Annotated in this window: 11 protein-coding genes; 10 read left to right on the forward strand and 1 reads right to left on the reverse strand. The window is 40.7% G+C overall.

Annotation, left to right across the window (positions count from 1 at the left end; all coding sequences use genetic code 11):
* The first annotated feature begins 582 nt into the window (after positions 1-582).
* From BUB37_RS15185 to BUB37_RS15225, 9 genes are all read left to right on the forward strand, one after another.
* Positions 583-1,974 carry an exopolysaccharide biosynthesis polyprenyl glycosylphosphotransferase gene (locus BUB37_RS15185; protein ID WP_072994678.1) on the forward strand — a complete coding sequence of 464 codons (1,392 nt, stop codon included), beginning with the start codon at positions 583-585 and terminating at the stop codon, positions 1,972-1,974.
* Positions 1,975-2,030: 56 nt separating this feature from the next.
* Positions 2,031-2,852 (forward strand): polysaccharide biosynthesis/export family protein, encoded by an 822-nt coding sequence (locus tag BUB37_RS15190; protein WP_094766746.1) that lies wholly within the window; start codon positions 2,031-2,033, stop codon positions 2,850-2,852.
* A 97-nt stretch (positions 2,853-2,949) separates the two neighbouring features.
* Positions 2,950-5,355 carry a GumC family protein gene (locus BUB37_RS15195; protein ID WP_170863172.1) on the forward strand — a complete coding sequence of 802 codons (2,406 nt, stop codon included), beginning with the start codon at positions 2,950-2,952 and terminating at the stop codon, positions 5,353-5,355.
* A 169-nt stretch (positions 5,356-5,524) separates the two neighbouring features.
* Positions 5,525-6,769 carry an O-antigen ligase family protein gene (locus tag BUB37_RS15200; RefSeq protein WP_170863173.1) on the forward strand — a complete coding sequence of 415 codons (1,245 nt, stop codon included), beginning with the start codon at positions 5,525-5,527 and terminating at the stop codon, positions 6,767-6,769.
* Positions 6,766-8,139 (forward strand): lipopolysaccharide biosynthesis protein, encoded by a 1,374-nt coding sequence (locus BUB37_RS15205; protein ID WP_072994681.1) that lies wholly within the window; start codon positions 6,766-6,768, stop codon positions 8,137-8,139. Before BUB37_RS15200 ends, BUB37_RS15205 begins: the two co-directional genes overlap by 4 nt.
* Before the next feature lie 28 nt (positions 8,140-8,167).
* On the forward strand, positions 8,168-9,436 hold the full coding sequence (locus BUB37_RS15210) for a glycosyltransferase family 4 protein (protein WP_072994682.1): 1,269 nt from the start codon (positions 8,168-8,170) through the stop codon (positions 9,434-9,436).
* 132 nt (positions 9,437-9,568) lie between these two features.
* The gene (locus tag BUB37_RS15215) at positions 9,569-10,777 is read left to right on the forward strand and encodes a glycosyltransferase (protein WP_170863174.1); all 1,209 of its coding nucleotides are present in this window, start codon (positions 9,569-9,571) and stop codon (positions 10,775-10,777) included.
* A gap of 172 nt (positions 10,778-10,949) precedes the next feature.
* Entirely contained in the window at positions 10,950-11,954 is a 1,005-nt protein-coding gene (locus BUB37_RS15220; protein WP_072994684.1) for a DUF354 domain-containing protein, read from the forward strand.
* A 25-nt stretch (positions 11,955-11,979) separates the two neighbouring features.
* Positions 11,980-13,284: a nucleotide sugar dehydrogenase gene (locus tag BUB37_RS15225; RefSeq protein ID WP_072994685.1), complete on the forward strand. Its 1,305-nt coding sequence runs from the start codon at positions 11,980-11,982 to the stop codon at positions 13,282-13,284.
* A 97-nt stretch (positions 13,285-13,381) separates the two neighbouring features.
* On the opposite strand, the gene BUB37_RS15230 is transcribed toward BUB37_RS15225, so the two are convergent.
* Positions 13,382-14,476: a glycosyltransferase gene (locus BUB37_RS15230; protein ID WP_072994686.1), complete on the reverse strand. Its 1,095-nt coding sequence runs from the start codon at positions 14,474-14,476 to the stop codon at positions 13,382-13,384.
* 243 nt (positions 14,477-14,719) lie between these two features.
* On the opposite strand from BUB37_RS15230, the gene BUB37_RS15235 reads away from it, so the two are divergent.
* On the forward strand, positions 14,720-15,916 hold the full coding sequence (locus BUB37_RS15235; RefSeq protein ID WP_072994687.1) for a glycosyltransferase: 1,197 nt from the start codon (positions 14,720-14,722) through the stop codon (positions 15,914-15,916).
* Positions 15,917-15,922: the final 6 nt, after the last annotated feature.

The raw sequence follows: 15,922 nt of genomic DNA on the forward strand, positions 1-15,922 counted from the left end.
TTGGTTTGTAGTAAAGCTATGTTGTCCATCGAACAATTATACGGTTTGGTCTAAAATGTCAAGGTTTACTTGCCTATCGCGGTCGATAAGATATATATTTGGGTTCAAATTGTTTTTGATTACCTTGTAAATGACCTATTGTGTTGTAAGTCAATGGTTTTTAAGATCAATTGTTTATTTGGTTTTAAAATATTTAAACATGCAAACGGCAACTAGGTTCATTCGATCCACACCTTCTTTTTGACTAAAATAGCCCCCGATTTTTTTAGTAAGGAAAGGGCAAAATTGAGAGAAGCCTATGTGCAATTTTGAAAGAATTCAAAAGCTTGTCCGATATGTTGGGGGGGTGTGTGCCGGGTGTGGAACCCTATGTTTTTGGAATAATAAAGGAATGTTAAATTTTCCGGCCTAAAAGCTACAGTATGAATAAAATATTGAAGGTTTTTTTAAAGATTTAGATCGCGATATTTTCGATATCCTCTATATCTTGCGGATTTAAGTGCCGCCATGCAGTTGTTGAATGCTTGAAGCCGAAATGGGCAGTATATTTTGAACCACCAACCAATTTGAAGTCAAACACCAATGAATTTCAAGAATAGATATATACTCATCAATTTACTGGCGTTCGAGTTCGTACTTCTGAATTTGGTTTTGTTGATATATCTCTATTTGACGCATACCGACTTTTCGATATTCGACTTGTTTTTCTTGAAGAAAGTAGCTGCACTCGCGGTGATTTACAACCTCAGTTGGCTGTTCATAATTTTATATATCAGGGGCGAAGAGTTCTACTTTACGGTCAATAAGATCTATCTTAAGAGTTTGGTGACCTCCACCTTCTTTTTTGTCGGCTTTGTTACGGTGTTGATCGTTGTTTTGAAAATCAATTTTTTCAGACCTTCCGCCTTTATTGTTCCGATATTTATCTTCTCGTATTTGAACCTGATCAGCCACAAGTACTTGCTGAGGTTCTTACGTAAAAGGGCCTCCCACCTATTTTCGAATACCCTATTGATCGGTTCGGGTCACGAACGGACCGATATCAAGAGTTTCGTTAATGCCATGACCCAATATGGGTACAATATCGTGGGGTACTTGGAAGAGGGTGAGGAAAACCCTGCCAATACCATGGGCCTTGCGGTCACGGGGTCGGTCAGGGAACTGAGAAATGTTTTGGCGTCCCATTCGATTGACGAGATTTTTATCGATACCTGCGATTTTGAGAGGGAGGCCATTTTGGATGCCATCAAGATAGCCGATAGTTTTGGTACTCGGGTGAAGCTCATTCCTGAGAATCCCTATCTGTTGGCCAAGAATTATAAGGCGGTAACTATCGGTGACTTGGCCATTTTTAAGTTACGCCAGTCCCCATTGGACAATTTTAGCAAGACCATTTTAAAAAGGCTGTTCGATTTTTGCTTTGCCTTGGTGGTCTTGGTCTTGTTGTCACCGCTATTCCTTTTATTGGCGCTGTTGATCGTTATCGATTCCAAAGGCCCGGTATTTTATACGCCGTACAGAAAGGGCGAGGCAGGGAAGACATTTAAGTGCTATAAGTTTAGGACTATGTCGGTCTGTGAAGATCCTCTGAACGGGACTAAGTCTACAGTTGTAAACGACCCAAGGATTACCCGTGTGGGCAAAATTCTCAGAAAGGCCGATCTGGATGAGCTGCCCCAGTTTTTTAATGTCTTGAAAGGTGAGATGAGTGTCATCGGCCCTAGGCCGCATCGCATTACCCTGCAGGACGATTTGAGAAAAAGTGTAAACGATTATATGGTTCGCAGTTATGTAAAGCCCGGTATATCGGGATGGGCCCAAGTCAACGGATGGCGGGGTCCCACCCAGACCAAGGAGCAAAAGACGGAACGGATCAAACACGACCTGTGGTACATCGAAAATTGGAGTTTTTGGCTCGATATTAAAATTATATTTATGACCGTTTTCGGGAACCACCATAAAAAAGCCTTCTGAAACCAAAATACCCCGAGAGCTATTTACCTTTTTAAAAACCAATAATAACCAAGTTTATGAATATAACGAACCTAAAGGACATCTATGGAACCGAGCTTTGGCCTAGGGCATTACGAGCCAGGTCGATGTCCGCTTTTTACGTTCTGGTCCTAAGCCTTTTGTTGTCATCGTGTTACTCCTCGAAAAACATCGATTATTTGCAGAGTGAAAGCCAGGAAATGTTGGTGAATCTGAGCAAGTCGGAGTATTTGGTACAACCCAATGACGTATTGAGTGTCAAGGTGCAAAGCCGGGATCCCGACCAAGCCGCATTTTTTAACATCACCACGGTCGAGAACCGAAATTTACAGGCCAATCCGGCCTCCCTGTTTCTCAATGGGTATACGGTAGACTCGCAGGGGACGATCAACTTGGCCATTGTCGGTGAGTTAAAGGTGGCCAACAAAACCGTTGAGGAAATCAGGAACATGGTACAGCAAGAAATAGACAAGTACCTATTGAATGCCTTGGTGACCGTTAAACTGACCAGTTTTAAGGTGTCGGTGCTCGGGGATGTGAAAAATCCGGGAACCAACTATATCTACAACACCCAGGCTACGATTTTTGAGGCCTTGAGTGCGGCGGGCGACTTGAATATCTCGGCAAAGCGGAAGAAGGTAAAACTGATCCGCCAATTGGGGGAGAAGTCCATCGTCGTCAATCTCGACCTTACCGATCCGGCCATTATCAATTCGCCGTACTACTTTTTGCACCCTAACGACGTATTGTATGTAGAAACGTCAAAGGCCAATGTTTTTCAGAGCAACTTAGGGGTGTTCAGCCTAATTTTGTCGGCTATTTCAACCACTATTTTGGTATTGAGCTTTAATTCGAACTAAATTCGGTTCGGTCAGCAAATGAATGAGGTAAGGTAAAACAAGTATTTCGATGGGACACCGTTGATCGGTATTATTTTGAATGAAGCAAATAATTAAAATGAAAGAGAATAGATACAATATAGCCGAAGGGCAGCAAGAACTTAACCTTAAGGCACTTTTGAGCAGGGTCTATAAGTTTAAATTTCTTTTTTTAATCAGTATAGGTGCCTTTGTGGCCATCGCGGTACTTTATTTATTGTTCGTAACACCTATCTACGAAGCATCTACCTCGATACTCATAGATTCGAAGGGAAGAAACCGGGTGTTGGGTGACAGCGAGTATGTCGAAGGCGGGGTAAGCCTTATCGAAATGGAAAAAAACCTCTTTAACGAAATTGGCATCATAAAATCCTTTAGTTTGATAAGGCAGACTGTTGAGGATTTGAATTTCAACGTAACATACCACACTGAAAACGTCCTGAAAAGAAAGGAACACTATGGGTATTTTCCATTTGAAGTGACATTGGACAAGGGTTCTGCCCAAATGTACGAAGTGCCGTTCGAGGTGACCGTACTTTCCGATTCGACCTATCGGCTGTCCGTGGAAAGTGATGAGTTTACCGTGTCGAATCCCTCCAAATCGTACAGTACGACCATCGATTCGAAGTTCAGTTTCAACAAGGAGTATGCCTTTGGGGAGCCTGTTGAGCACGATTTTTTCTCCTTTACCCTCAACAAGCCGTCCTATGAGGTGAACGCCGATAGTTTTAATGACACGCAGTTGAGCTTTGTCGTACATGATATAGACGCCATCGCCAATAATTTCATGACCGACATTTCCGTTAGCAATATCGACGTACAGGCCAGTATTTTTAAAATAACCTCCTCAGGCCCCATCGTTGGCAAGCTGGTCGATTTTTTGAATAAGTTGACCGAGAATTACATGAAGAACGAGTTGGGGTCGCGTATGGAAATAGCTTCGGGCAAGGAAGAATTTATAAGGAATCAATTAAGGGTCATATCCGACTCTTTGTCCAAATTCGAGTTTGAACTGGAGAATTTTAAGAAGGACAAAAAAGCCGTGAACCTTGGGGCCACCGCTTCCAACGCCCTTAGCCAAACCAGCGATCTGCAGGTGCAGGCGGCCAAATTGAGAATGGATATCAATTACTACAATTCGGTCATCAATACCGTGGAAAGCAACAGAAACAGCGATGAATTTATCATGCCATCTGGAGTCGGTATCGACGACCCCTTGATCAACCAGAATATTCTTGATCTTAAGGCTCTGTATGCCGAACGATCCAAAAAGAAGTTTTACGTCACCGCCAACAACCAGGAGATGGCGATCTTGAACAAACAGGTGCAGGAAGCCACGGAAGTGTTGTTGAGCAACTTGCGCAGCGCCGTGCGTTCTTCGCAGATCGCCCTGGGAGGAATCAGCTCCCGAATGTCGAGTATCGATAGCGAGATCAGTTCCCTGCCGACCACCGAAATCGAATTGCTCAACATACAGCGGCAGAGTACCCTTTACGAGAACCTTTTTAAGTATTTGAGCGAAGAATTGGCCAAAACGGGTATTGCCCGAGCAGAAAGCACCTCGGATACCCGAGTCATAGATGAGGCTAGAATGGAGGGTAACGGTCCGGTCTCTCCGATAAAGAAGCTCTATTTAGGTCTGGCTGTTATAATTGGCTTTTTGTTACCTCTAGTATGGGTCGCATTTTTTTCCAATTCGGATACAATTGAAAGTGTTCAACAAATTGTGTCCAACACCGAAATTCCTGTTATTGCCAGTGTTGTTAATTACGATGAAAAGAAAAAGAATGGAGGAGGCGAAGTCGGGCTTTGGAAATTAAAGGAGTCGTTCCGCGACCTAGTCGCCAAATTAAAGCTGGTCAACGCCAGTGGAAAAGGGGTAATTGGTATAACCTCGATTATGCCCGAGGAAGGCAAGACCTACAATGCCATCAACTTGGGCATAACGCTTGCCGAGGCAGGTAAAAAGACCATTATTGTCGATGCCGACCTGAGAAACCCCAGTTTGGTGGGGCGGGTAAACGAAATCAAGGGAAAAGGCCTGGCCAGTTATTTGAACGGTGAATTGAAATCGCATAAGGAAATTACCTATGCGCACGATAAAGTGGCCAATTTAAAATTTATACCCACATCGGTAATAGACGGCAATGTGCACGAACTGCTTTCGAACAACCGAATAAACACCTTGATAGAAGACCTAAGGCAAGAGTACGACTATGTCATCCTCGATACCCCGGCCGTGGGTCTGGTCTCCGACTTTTTATTGCTGTTGGATGCCATAGACATCAACCTATTTGTGGTTCGAAGGAACATCTCCAAGGTTCATTTTTTAAATGATTTGGAGAATTTAGTCCCAAAAAACAAAAAGAAGAAGAGCTATATCATATTCAACGATGCTCTTGCAAATAATCATAAATATGGTTATGGTTCTAAATATGGTGTAAACGAAGAAAAACAATTGGTTGACAAGACATTGTCGATTTGATGACATATATCTTTTACTTCTCTAAGTATTCAATTCAATAAAAAGAATGATAAGTAGGCTAATATTTGATTCAGACTTAAGAAAGTTTCCTGAATATCTGTTTTTATTCATTTTGTTGAGTTATCCCCTATTTTCATTCTTCTCATGGGAATTTTTAGAACTGGATACTATGAAAGCATTGGGTTTGGTATGTGTATCCCTCGTATCTATTAAACTAATATTGATTTATAAATCCAATGAAACCTTGTCGGTACCATATTATCTTATCTTCTTTGGTCTTTTTACAGGTTATACGATTATTTGTGATATGTTCAAAACACAAATTTTTGAAGGCCGGGAGTTAAAATATTTTTATTCGGAACCTATATGGTTAACCTTTATTGCTTTAATTATTGTTGAAAATGTAAGCTATCCCCATAAACTAATGGTGATTGCAAAACACGTTCTAGGTTTCACGCTGGTGATTGCTGCAATTGTTTCCGTTATACAAGTATCCAACCCGCTATTCTTAATTAATAATGATGTATTGATAGATGGTCTTCCTTTTGAGAGGATCAAGCAATACTACGAGAATGCTACTGTAAGCGATGTTGGGTCAAGGGCGAATTTAAGCAAGGTCAATAGGTTTTTGGATGGTTATAGGTTATCTATTTTTTCGTATATAAGTGAACTTTCAGTGGGGATTGATACAGTGGCCATTTGTAGTATTTTAATCTCATGGAAACCTATAAAAGTAGTCAATACGGGTGTGGCGGCTTTATCAACAACCATCATTAGTTTCTTATCTAGCTCGAGGTGGATCATGTTAAATTGTGTCATCTGTATTAGTCAAATAATTTGGTCCAGTAAGAATAGGCTTCTAAGTCTTTTTTATTTTTTTATTTCCCTTGTCTTCTTGATTTTATTTTCGATAGCTGTGGCTTCTTATATGGGGATGGATGTTGAAAAGTATTTTTCTGAAAGATTGATGTCGGATAGCGCATTGACTAGATTGCTTGCTTTTGAGGTTTTTTTTAAAGTGTTTCCCGATAACCCCATTTTTGGGACAGGTGGAGTGGATACCGAAAAAATGATACGTCTAATAGGGGGTAGGAGTTCTCAAATACATGTAGGGTTTTTGAAGCTCTTATACTACTATGGTTTATTTGGTGGTACGCTTTATTTAAGTTTTATGGTTTCATTGTTAACGAGGCTTTATAAAAGGGCAAAATTCTCAGGTTTTTGGGGTGGTTTCTATGCCCTTTTAACGTTTTTTGTCGCCAATCTTACCCTTGTTGAATTTAGTCTTTTTTATTACGGGCCTCTACTGGCTATAATTTTTTCCAATCATTTTTATCGGAGAAAGAAGTTATGTGAGGGTGGGGAGAGCTTTGGTTTAAGAGAAAGTATTGACAACTTATCGATATCAGGATGACTGGATTTGTTTCTAAAGTTTTTAGTAAAATTCTACGCTTTATTAATCGAGGTCATCAGAGATCGGTTAAGGCCAAAAAGAATATTATTGCATCCTTTCTTATTAAGGGAATCAGTATTCTTATTGGCTTTTATATGGTTCCTTTGACCATAGGTTACGTGCAGAAAGAACAATACGGAATATGGTTGACGATTTCGTCTGTGGTTGCTTGGTTTGCTTTCTTGGATATAGGCCTTGGCCATGGCCTTCGTAATAAATTGTCCGAGGCTATAGCCAAAGGCGAATGGAAAAAAGCCAAAATTTATGTTAGCACCACATATGTCATTTTGGGGATTATTTTTCTTTTGATTTTTGCACTTTTTTTTGTCGTTGAGCCATGGTTGAATTGGCAAACAATATTAAATACCCAATCTGTTGAACAGGGAGAGTTGAGGTTAGTGGCTATAACTACATTTTTGTTTTTCTGTGTGAACTTTGTTTTACGACTTATTGATTCTATTTTCTACGCTTTTCAAAGGCCGGCTTTTAAGGGGTTTATTAATTTAATGAGCAACGTTCTAACGCTTTCAATAATAATAATCCTTACTCATACGACTGAAGGTAACTTACTTTACTTGGCACTCACCTTAGGAATATCTCCTATGGTTGTCTTGTTTGCAGTAAGCCTTTTTATGTTTAATAGTGAGTTTAAGTCGATTGCCCCATCCATAAAATACGTTAAGAGAAGTTATTTTAATGATCTTATTTCATTAGGCGTTCGTTTTTTCTTGGTCAACATATCGGTGGTGATAATTTTTGCTACTGACAATATGATTATAACCCAGTTGTTTGGTCCGTCCGAAGTACCTGCCTATTCTATTGCTCATAAATATTTTGGCTTAATAACAGTGGGCTTTTCGTTTATTTTGGTACCCATGTGGTCGGCTTATACCGAGGCATATGTGAAAAATGATATTGATTGGGTACTCTCTGTGGTTAATAAGTTGAAAAAGGCATGGATGGTATTAGTGGTCATAGCTATAATTCTATTGGCTATTTCTAAGCCTTTTTTTAAGTTATGGGTGCCGGAGATAGATGTGCCTTGGCTCTTGAGCGTAATGATGTGTATATACGTAATCGTATTGTCATGGGGTAATATTTTTGTGAACTTTGTGAATGGTGTAGGTAAAATCAGGCTTCAAATGATAGTTGGTATTATCGGCACCATAGTCAATATACCTCTTTCGTATTTTTTTGGTGAAATCTTGGGTTTGGGATCTGCGGGTGTAATTGGTGCCAGTATTGTAAGTATTGCTTACGGACCGGTATTGGCTCCTATCCAGTTCAAAAAAATTATTAAAGGAACAGCGTCTGGGATTTGGAATAGTTAGAAGAAAACAGGTTTAAATAATTTAGGATATGCGCATATTATGGTTTTCAAATACACCTTCTCTTGCAGCTAAAAAAGTTTCAAAAAATACAGATGGAGGAAGTTGGATAGAATCTTTGGAGAAAGAGCTTGCTTCGTTTCCAGATATTGAATTAGGCATTGCTTTTAAAAGGCAGGTAAGTTCCCTTGAAGAAATTAGGGTAGAAGGGTCGAGAACAAGGTATTTTATGGTGCCACAGTATCCAATAGGTAAATTTAAACAGTGGGTTGACCGTTTTCTGATAAGGCCTCCGTCGCGTAAATCACTTCCTCATTACTTAAAGGTCGTCGAGGATTTTAACCCTGATCTTATACTCTTTTTCGGAACAGAGTTTGATTATCCGCTTATTATCCCCAAATTAAAAGTACCGTCTATAATATGGTTTCAGGGTAACTTGACCGTTTATAATGAGATGTACGAAAATGGAATTAGAATTAAGGATACATTTACTTCTGAGACAATTAAGCGGTTATTAAAGTGTCATACTATTTATCACGAACATAAGCTGTTTGTTCGTAGAGTAGAGAGAGAAAAGGAAATTTTTTCGATTGCTGAGAATTTTATTGGTAGAACTGATTGGGATAGGAGACTTGTACGGGTTATGGCCCCAAAGGCAAACTATTATCATAGTGAAGAAGCTCTACGGGAATCATTTTGGAAATACCAATGGAAGCTTCATGAAGGACGAGAAAAATTCGTTGTTTCGACAGTAATAAGAGGCCAATTGTATAAAGGCCTTGAAACTGTTTTTAAAAGTGCAATTTTATTGGAGAACCTTTTGCCCAAGAGAATAGAATGGAATGTTATTGGTATAAAAGATGGTGTCCCTTATGCTAAAGCGGCCAAAAAGAAGGCAGGATATACCAAAAAAAATACGAGCGTAAAATTATTGGGGCCTAAGTTTGGGGATGAACTGGTACGACAGTTAATCGCCACGGATGTTTATGTCCATCCATCGCATATCGAAAACAGTTCAAATGCTATTCAGGAAGCCATGCTTTTAGGAATGCCTGTAGTAGCTACCAATACAGGGGGTACGCAAAGTATAATGGACGATAATAAAGAAGGTCTTTTGGTTCAAAGCAAAGATTCTTATGCTTTGGCAGGAGCCATCCTTGAATTGTTCGAATCTCCTTCTAGAGCTGTTGAATTAGGGAAAAATGCTCGTTCAGTTGCGTTAAAACGTAATGATAACAAGAAAATATGTAAAGAACTTATAGCAACATTCAATGAAGTCATTGCCCAATACGGACAATAGGATTTCGAAGTTTCACTCGGAATAATATAGCTTTAGCCCATAACCTCTGGGGACGTCGGGGATTGTAAAAAGAAGTATTTGTTCGGTAATTATTAGAACAACCGAATATATTAAATGTTAATAAAAAAGGAAATGAGTGGAAAAGGAAATGCGAAGGGTAATTCAATTGTTTTTTTGGGGGATACGGGTTTTCCAAATGGATGGGCTGCGGTCCAACGCGTTACCTTGTTGGGAAGGTCACTAATTAATGTAGGATGTGAGGTAAGGGTGGTATGTCGGCTTGGGGTGTGGAAGAAAGATTTGAAGACAGATTATGGTAAAGAAGGCGTTCATGAGGGTATCCCCTATAAATATACGGTCGATAGTCCTTTTAGGCCTGATAATTCCTTCGTGCGGAAATATCAAAAAGCAAAAGGTTTGGTTGGTGAGTTTTTCTATCTAGTTGAATTGAAGAGAAAGGGAAAACTGGACGCCGTTATTCTATCTACACTAAACTTCAATGACTCCCTTAGATATAAAATATACTCCATTATAATGGGCTTTCCAATTGTTTTTAATTTTGTGGAAATGTCTTCTGCACTCAAAAGAAGGTCTTCATTATCAATGAGAATCTCTGATTGGTTAATGGAAAATTGGCTAATCAAGAGATTTGATGGTGTAATGCCAATTAGCGATAAACTTTACGATTTTTATTCGGATTTGGCGCCGACTAAACCAATATTGAAGGTGCCGGTTATTTGCGACTACAATAAGTTTTCTGGAATAGATAAATCTGGTTCGGAGCCGTATTTTTTATACTGTGCAAGCATTCAATTTAAGGAAGTTGCGGAATTTGTCTTGAACGCTTATCAATCGTCGAAAAGTTTGGAAAAGGTTAAATTATACCTTTTGATTAGCGGAAAGCAAATAGAAGAAATCTCGGCTTTTCAGAAAGATATTATTAAAAGATTTCCCCTAGGTAACGTAAAACTATTTTCCAATATCCCTTATCAAGAATTAGTACAGCTTTTTATTGATGCGCAAGGCCTTCTTATCCCCTTAAGGCCCAATGAAGAAGATGCAGCAAGGTTTCCTCATAAAATAGGGGAGTACCTGGCAACTGGTAATCCTGTGGTGACAACAAGTGTGGGGGAAATTAATACGTATTTTAAAGATGGGGTCAATGCTTTGGTTTCCAAGAATTATGATGTCAAGGAATTTGCCTCCAGGATGGATTATATACTTGATAATCCGAAAGAAGCTAAAATTATTGGAAAACGGGGAAAAGAATTAGGATTGAAAACATTTCATTTTGACAATTATGGTGAAAGCATTAAAAATTTCATTCGTGATTTGTTATAGCTAAGTTTCTGATTTTGGGTGTTGTGTTACTTTAACATAAGTTCCAAGGCATGGGTAATCATTGTTTGATTGGTTTTAAAACATGATTTATGAGGGGGGTAATTGTTCTCGAAGGGTGTCGTTCTTGCAAATGACATTAATTATAGTGTTTTTATAAAATGTAAAGTAGCATATGAAAAAAGTTCTAATCGATATTTATCACCTGCCCCAATACAATATGTTCCGGAACACGATCAGGAACTTTGACCCTTCGGAGGTCGATATCTACTGCGTCAACCGGGGAAAGCTCTTGCCCGTAATCCAGTACGAACTTCCCGAATACAACATCATCTGCATCGGGGATTACAAACACAATAAGGGCATGTTCTCCATGGTCTTTAAGATCATCCTGCCCCGCTTGCTAAAGTTGTTCAAATTGATCAGGCCTTCCAAATACAGGTACGTGATCACCGCCCACTACCAGGCCAATTTTATTGCAAAACTAAAGGGCATACCCAATGTGGCCTTTATCGACGATCCCAGGCGCTTTGTATTTCCGCTTTTAAAATTCTCGGCAGACGAGGTCTACCTGCCCCCATTTGAAAAGAAGTTCGAAGGGGTAAAGTATTTCAATGCATTGAAAGAGTGGTCGTATTTATCGCCCAGGTATCTGAAACCCGAGGCCTCCGCCTTGGACGAGTACGGTCTGGAACCCAAAAACTATATCTTCATCAGGGAGGTATCCACCGAAACTTCCAACTACCTGTCACAAGATCAAGGCGCTATTCTGTCCGTGGCGGATCAATTCCCAAAAGACCTAAAAGTGGTCCTTTCCTTGGAGAACAAGGAATTGGTCGACCGGTTTCCGAAAAACTGGATCATTTTGAAGGAACCGGTTAAGGATATCCATTCGCTGATGTATTACAGCCAGGTGGTCATCTCTTCGGGGGATAGTATGGCCCGGGAAGGGGCCATGTTGGGCGTACCTTCCATCTATGCGGGTATTAGGGACATGCCCGCCAATGTGATCATGATCAAAAAGGGGATGCTCTTTAAACTCGAGCCCCCCGAAATTGTGGAAACCGTAGCGAAAATCAGGAATGGGGAAATGGCATTTCCCGAGCCCGATGTCTTTAGGCAAGGACTTTTGGAGGAATGGGACGATGTGACCACCCTTCTGTTGGATAAATTAAAATAAAGGAAATCAATCAAAAAGAAACAATATGGATATATCAATTTTTGGATTAGGGTACGTAGGATGTGTTAGCTTGGCCTGTTTGGCCGAAAACGGCCATCAGGTAATGGGGGTGGATGTGGTACCCCATAAGATCGACTTGATAAACAAGGGGAAGGCGACGATCATTGAAAAGGATATCGACGAAATACTTAAGTCCAACTGGGAAAAGGGCAGGATCTCGGCCACGCAGAACTTCAAGGAAGCCGTTTTAAAAACGGAAGTCTCCATTATTTGCGTAGGAACGCCCTCGGATGTACACGGGCATTTGAACCTGAACGCCATCTATGAGACGGCCGAGCAGATTGGCGAGGCCCTTAAGGAAAAGGAGGGCTTTCATATTGCGGTCATCCGAAGTACCGTATTGCCCGGGACCAACAAAAAAATCGGCGAAATTATTGCCGAACGTTCGGGCAAGGAGCGCAATGTGCATTTTGCGGTGGTCTCGAATCCGGAATTCCTAAGGGAGGGTTCCGCGGTCAAGGATTACTACAATCCCCCGGTAACCGTCGTTGGAACCGATAGCGAACAGGCCTCCAAAAAAATAGCCGAGATGTACCAGGGGATCAATGCCCCTATCAAGGAGACCAACATCGAAATCGCCGAACTGATCAAATACGTGAACAATTCCTTTCACGCCCTTAAGGTGTCCTTTGCCAATGAAGTGGGCAATATCTGCAAAAAGATGAACATTGATTCGCATGAGTTGATGTCGCTTTTCTGCATGGATACCCAGTTGAACCTGTCGCCCTATTACCTAAAACCGGGTTTTGCGTTCGGAGGTTCGTGCCTGCCCAAGGATTTGAAGGCCTTTAAGACCATGGCCCACGATTTTTATTTGGAAAGTCCCGTGCTCAACTCCATCCTAGATTCCAATGAAAACCAAAAGAACCAGGCCCTGGACCTGGTGCTTAACAGAAACAAGAAGAAAATTGGTATTTTGGGACTGAGCTTTAAAAAAGGCACCGACGACCTGCGCTACAGCCCTGTAGTCGAATTGGCCGAAAGCCTTTTGGGCAAGGGCTTTTCCATTGCCATCTACGACAAGAACGTAAACGTTTCGATGCTTTCGGGAACCAACAAGGCCTATATCGATAAGCACATCCCCCATTTATCGGACCTTATTTCCGATAACCTCGATGAAGTGCTGGAAGCTTCGGAAACGGTAATCATTTCGCACAACGAGCCGGAGTTCAAGGACATCAACCTTAAATATGCCGACAAGCATTTTATCGACCTTGTCAAGATCAAGGACAATACCCCAAGTGCCAACTACGAGGGTATTTGTTGGTAAATTGATTTGCCGCCCTTAATCTTGGGGGCGGCCCCGTTTATAGGTTCTAGTATCACCGTCCCACGAAAGGGAAGGGTGTTCGGTCCTATTAGAAAGGTCAAAGTTTGTTGTAGACCTCGAGGTACTGATGGGTCATATGTTCAAGGTTGAAATGTGTCTTTATTCTTGATTTGCCCTTTTGCCCCATTTCCGATGATTTTTTAGGGTCGTCTATCAATTCGAGTATTTTATCGGCCAAGATCTGGGGCGATTTTGGGGGGATCAAATAGCCTGTTTCATTGTTGATGACTATCTCGTCGGTGCCCCCTCCTCTTGTGGCAATTACAGGTTTGCCGAGGGCCATATATTCTAATATTGAATTGGAAATACCTTCTCCGTGCAATGTACTATTGGTGCAAAGTACCCCAATGTCGATAGTGTTTACGACAGATTCAATATCCTGTATGGCACCGGTAAAAATCACCTTGTCTTCGATTGCTTTGGGCACAAGCTTTTTGATTTGCTCGAGGTTGGTCCCGCTTCCTATGGCCAGAAAAGTAATGTCTTCACGCTTTGCCAGAACGATTTTTGCCGCCAATATATAGGTTTCGTAATCCTTTCGGTTCGCAAAGGCCGCTATTTTAGCAACAACCTTTTTGGTCTTTATATTGTATTTTTCCTTTATAGCCCGGGTTTCTTCAAGCCCTTGGGTACGTCTGAAGTCAAAACCGTTCTTAATGGCGGTGCTTTTTGATATCGGGGCCCTGTAGGCCTTTAGGCCTGCAGATGAATTGCCGATGATCAAATCGGAAAACACAAACGACAACTTGGCCAAAAGGAGTTCCTTTTTCCAAATGCTACTGTAGTTGGGGGCTTTGGCAATGTTTCCGTTAACAAGTTTTGTTCTGCGGAGTTTGCAAACGGGTATGGCATATAAAGAACACATGGTAGACCAGGAATGGATGATATCCGGACCAAATTCTCTGCAAATTCGGAACAACTTGAAAAAAGGGGTAGGGGCGTATTTGGGCTTCCTCTCGATTACATGAACTTTTACGGCCAATTCACCAATAATCGCATACTCTATTTGGTTCTTGAAGATTACTATTTCAACGGCTATGTCTTTTTCATGTAAAAGTCCTTTGACCAACTCCAGCATTCGCCGCTCCTTACCACCTTTTCTAAGATTGTCGATTAAAAAAAGTATTCTCATTTCAGGTCTTCCAATTAATTGGTTAAAAGTGGTAAATAGTCGGTTCTGGCAGAAAAAAGGGAAATATAGCAATCTCTTTGGTTAAAATCATGCTATCCCACATTATAATTGTGCAAAATATAGAGCTGTTTTTTGCCTTTATTACAAAGACGCCAAAAGCTATGCATTAATATGGGTAATTGCGCTAATTATTTAGATTAACCAAAGTCTAAACGCTATTTTAGTAACAAATTATTTTTGTTCATGAAAGAAGGAGTAAAGCATGTCGTTTTTCTTGGGGAAACCAGGTTCCCTTACGGTTTGGCATCTGTTCAGAGATTGATTTTAATGAGTAAGGCTTTGCTCTATGCCGGCGCCAAGGTCACTGTGATATGTAGAAAGGGCGGGTGGAATGAGAATCAATACCCTGAAATAGATTACAAGGGGGTATACGAAGGAATAAACTATATCTACACTTCAAAAAGTGTTTTGAAACCAAAGGGTTTTCTGAAAAGAAATATTAACAAGCTTAAGGGGATTTACGGGGAGTATAAATACATCAAAAACTTACGGGCGCGTAACGATATCAGCGTTGCTATAGTTTCCAATAGAAAGTTGGTACATGTGCTTCGATTTTTGTTGTACTCCAAAATTTTCGATTTTCCTGTGGTAACCAATTTGGTGGAAATGGCCTCTGCCATGGATGGGAGATCGACGCTTACCAAAATTAACGACTTTTTTCTCGATAAATGGGTTTATAGGTTTTTTGATGGAGCAATGCCTATTAGCGACAAACTGGTGTCTTACTATAGTAAAACTGCTCCCCGAAAGCCATATTTGAAGCTCCCGATACTATGCGACTATGAGAAGTTCGACTTGCCAAAAACAAGCGAGGCCCCATATTTTCTTTACTGCGGAAGTATTAATTACATGGAGGTAATCGAATTTATCTTGGAATGCTATAAGGCCCTGGACAGTACCGAAGCAAAGATGTATATGATCGTAAGTGGTGGTACGGAACGGGAAACCCGCGAATTGCAGGATAAAATTAATTCCCGGTTTAAAGACGAACCTGTTCAACTCTATACCAATATTCCTTATGGGAAACTAGTGTATCTATATAACCACGCCATCGCCTTGCTTATTCCTCTAAGGCCTACCTTACAGGATACTTCTAGGTTTCCACATAAGATTGGTGAATATTTGGCTTCGGGTAATCCCGTAATTACCACAAATGTAGGAGAGATCAAGAATTATTTTCAAGACAAGGAAACGGCTTTAGTGGCAAATGCCTTTGATATTGCGGATTTTACGGAGCAAATGAAATTTGTGCTTAAGGAGCCTAGAAGGGCTAAGGAAATAGGTAAGAACGGGAAGAAGCTAGGGCTTAGTAATTTCGATTATCACATCCATGGTTCGAGAATGATGGAATTCATCGATAAATTACCAGTAAGCAAATGACGGGAT

Origin of the sequence: Pseudozobellia thermophila (assembly GCF_900141855.1) — a bacterium.
Taxonomy (GTDB): Bacteria; Bacteroidota; Bacteroidia; order Flavobacteriales; family Flavobacteriaceae; genus Pseudozobellia; species Pseudozobellia thermophila.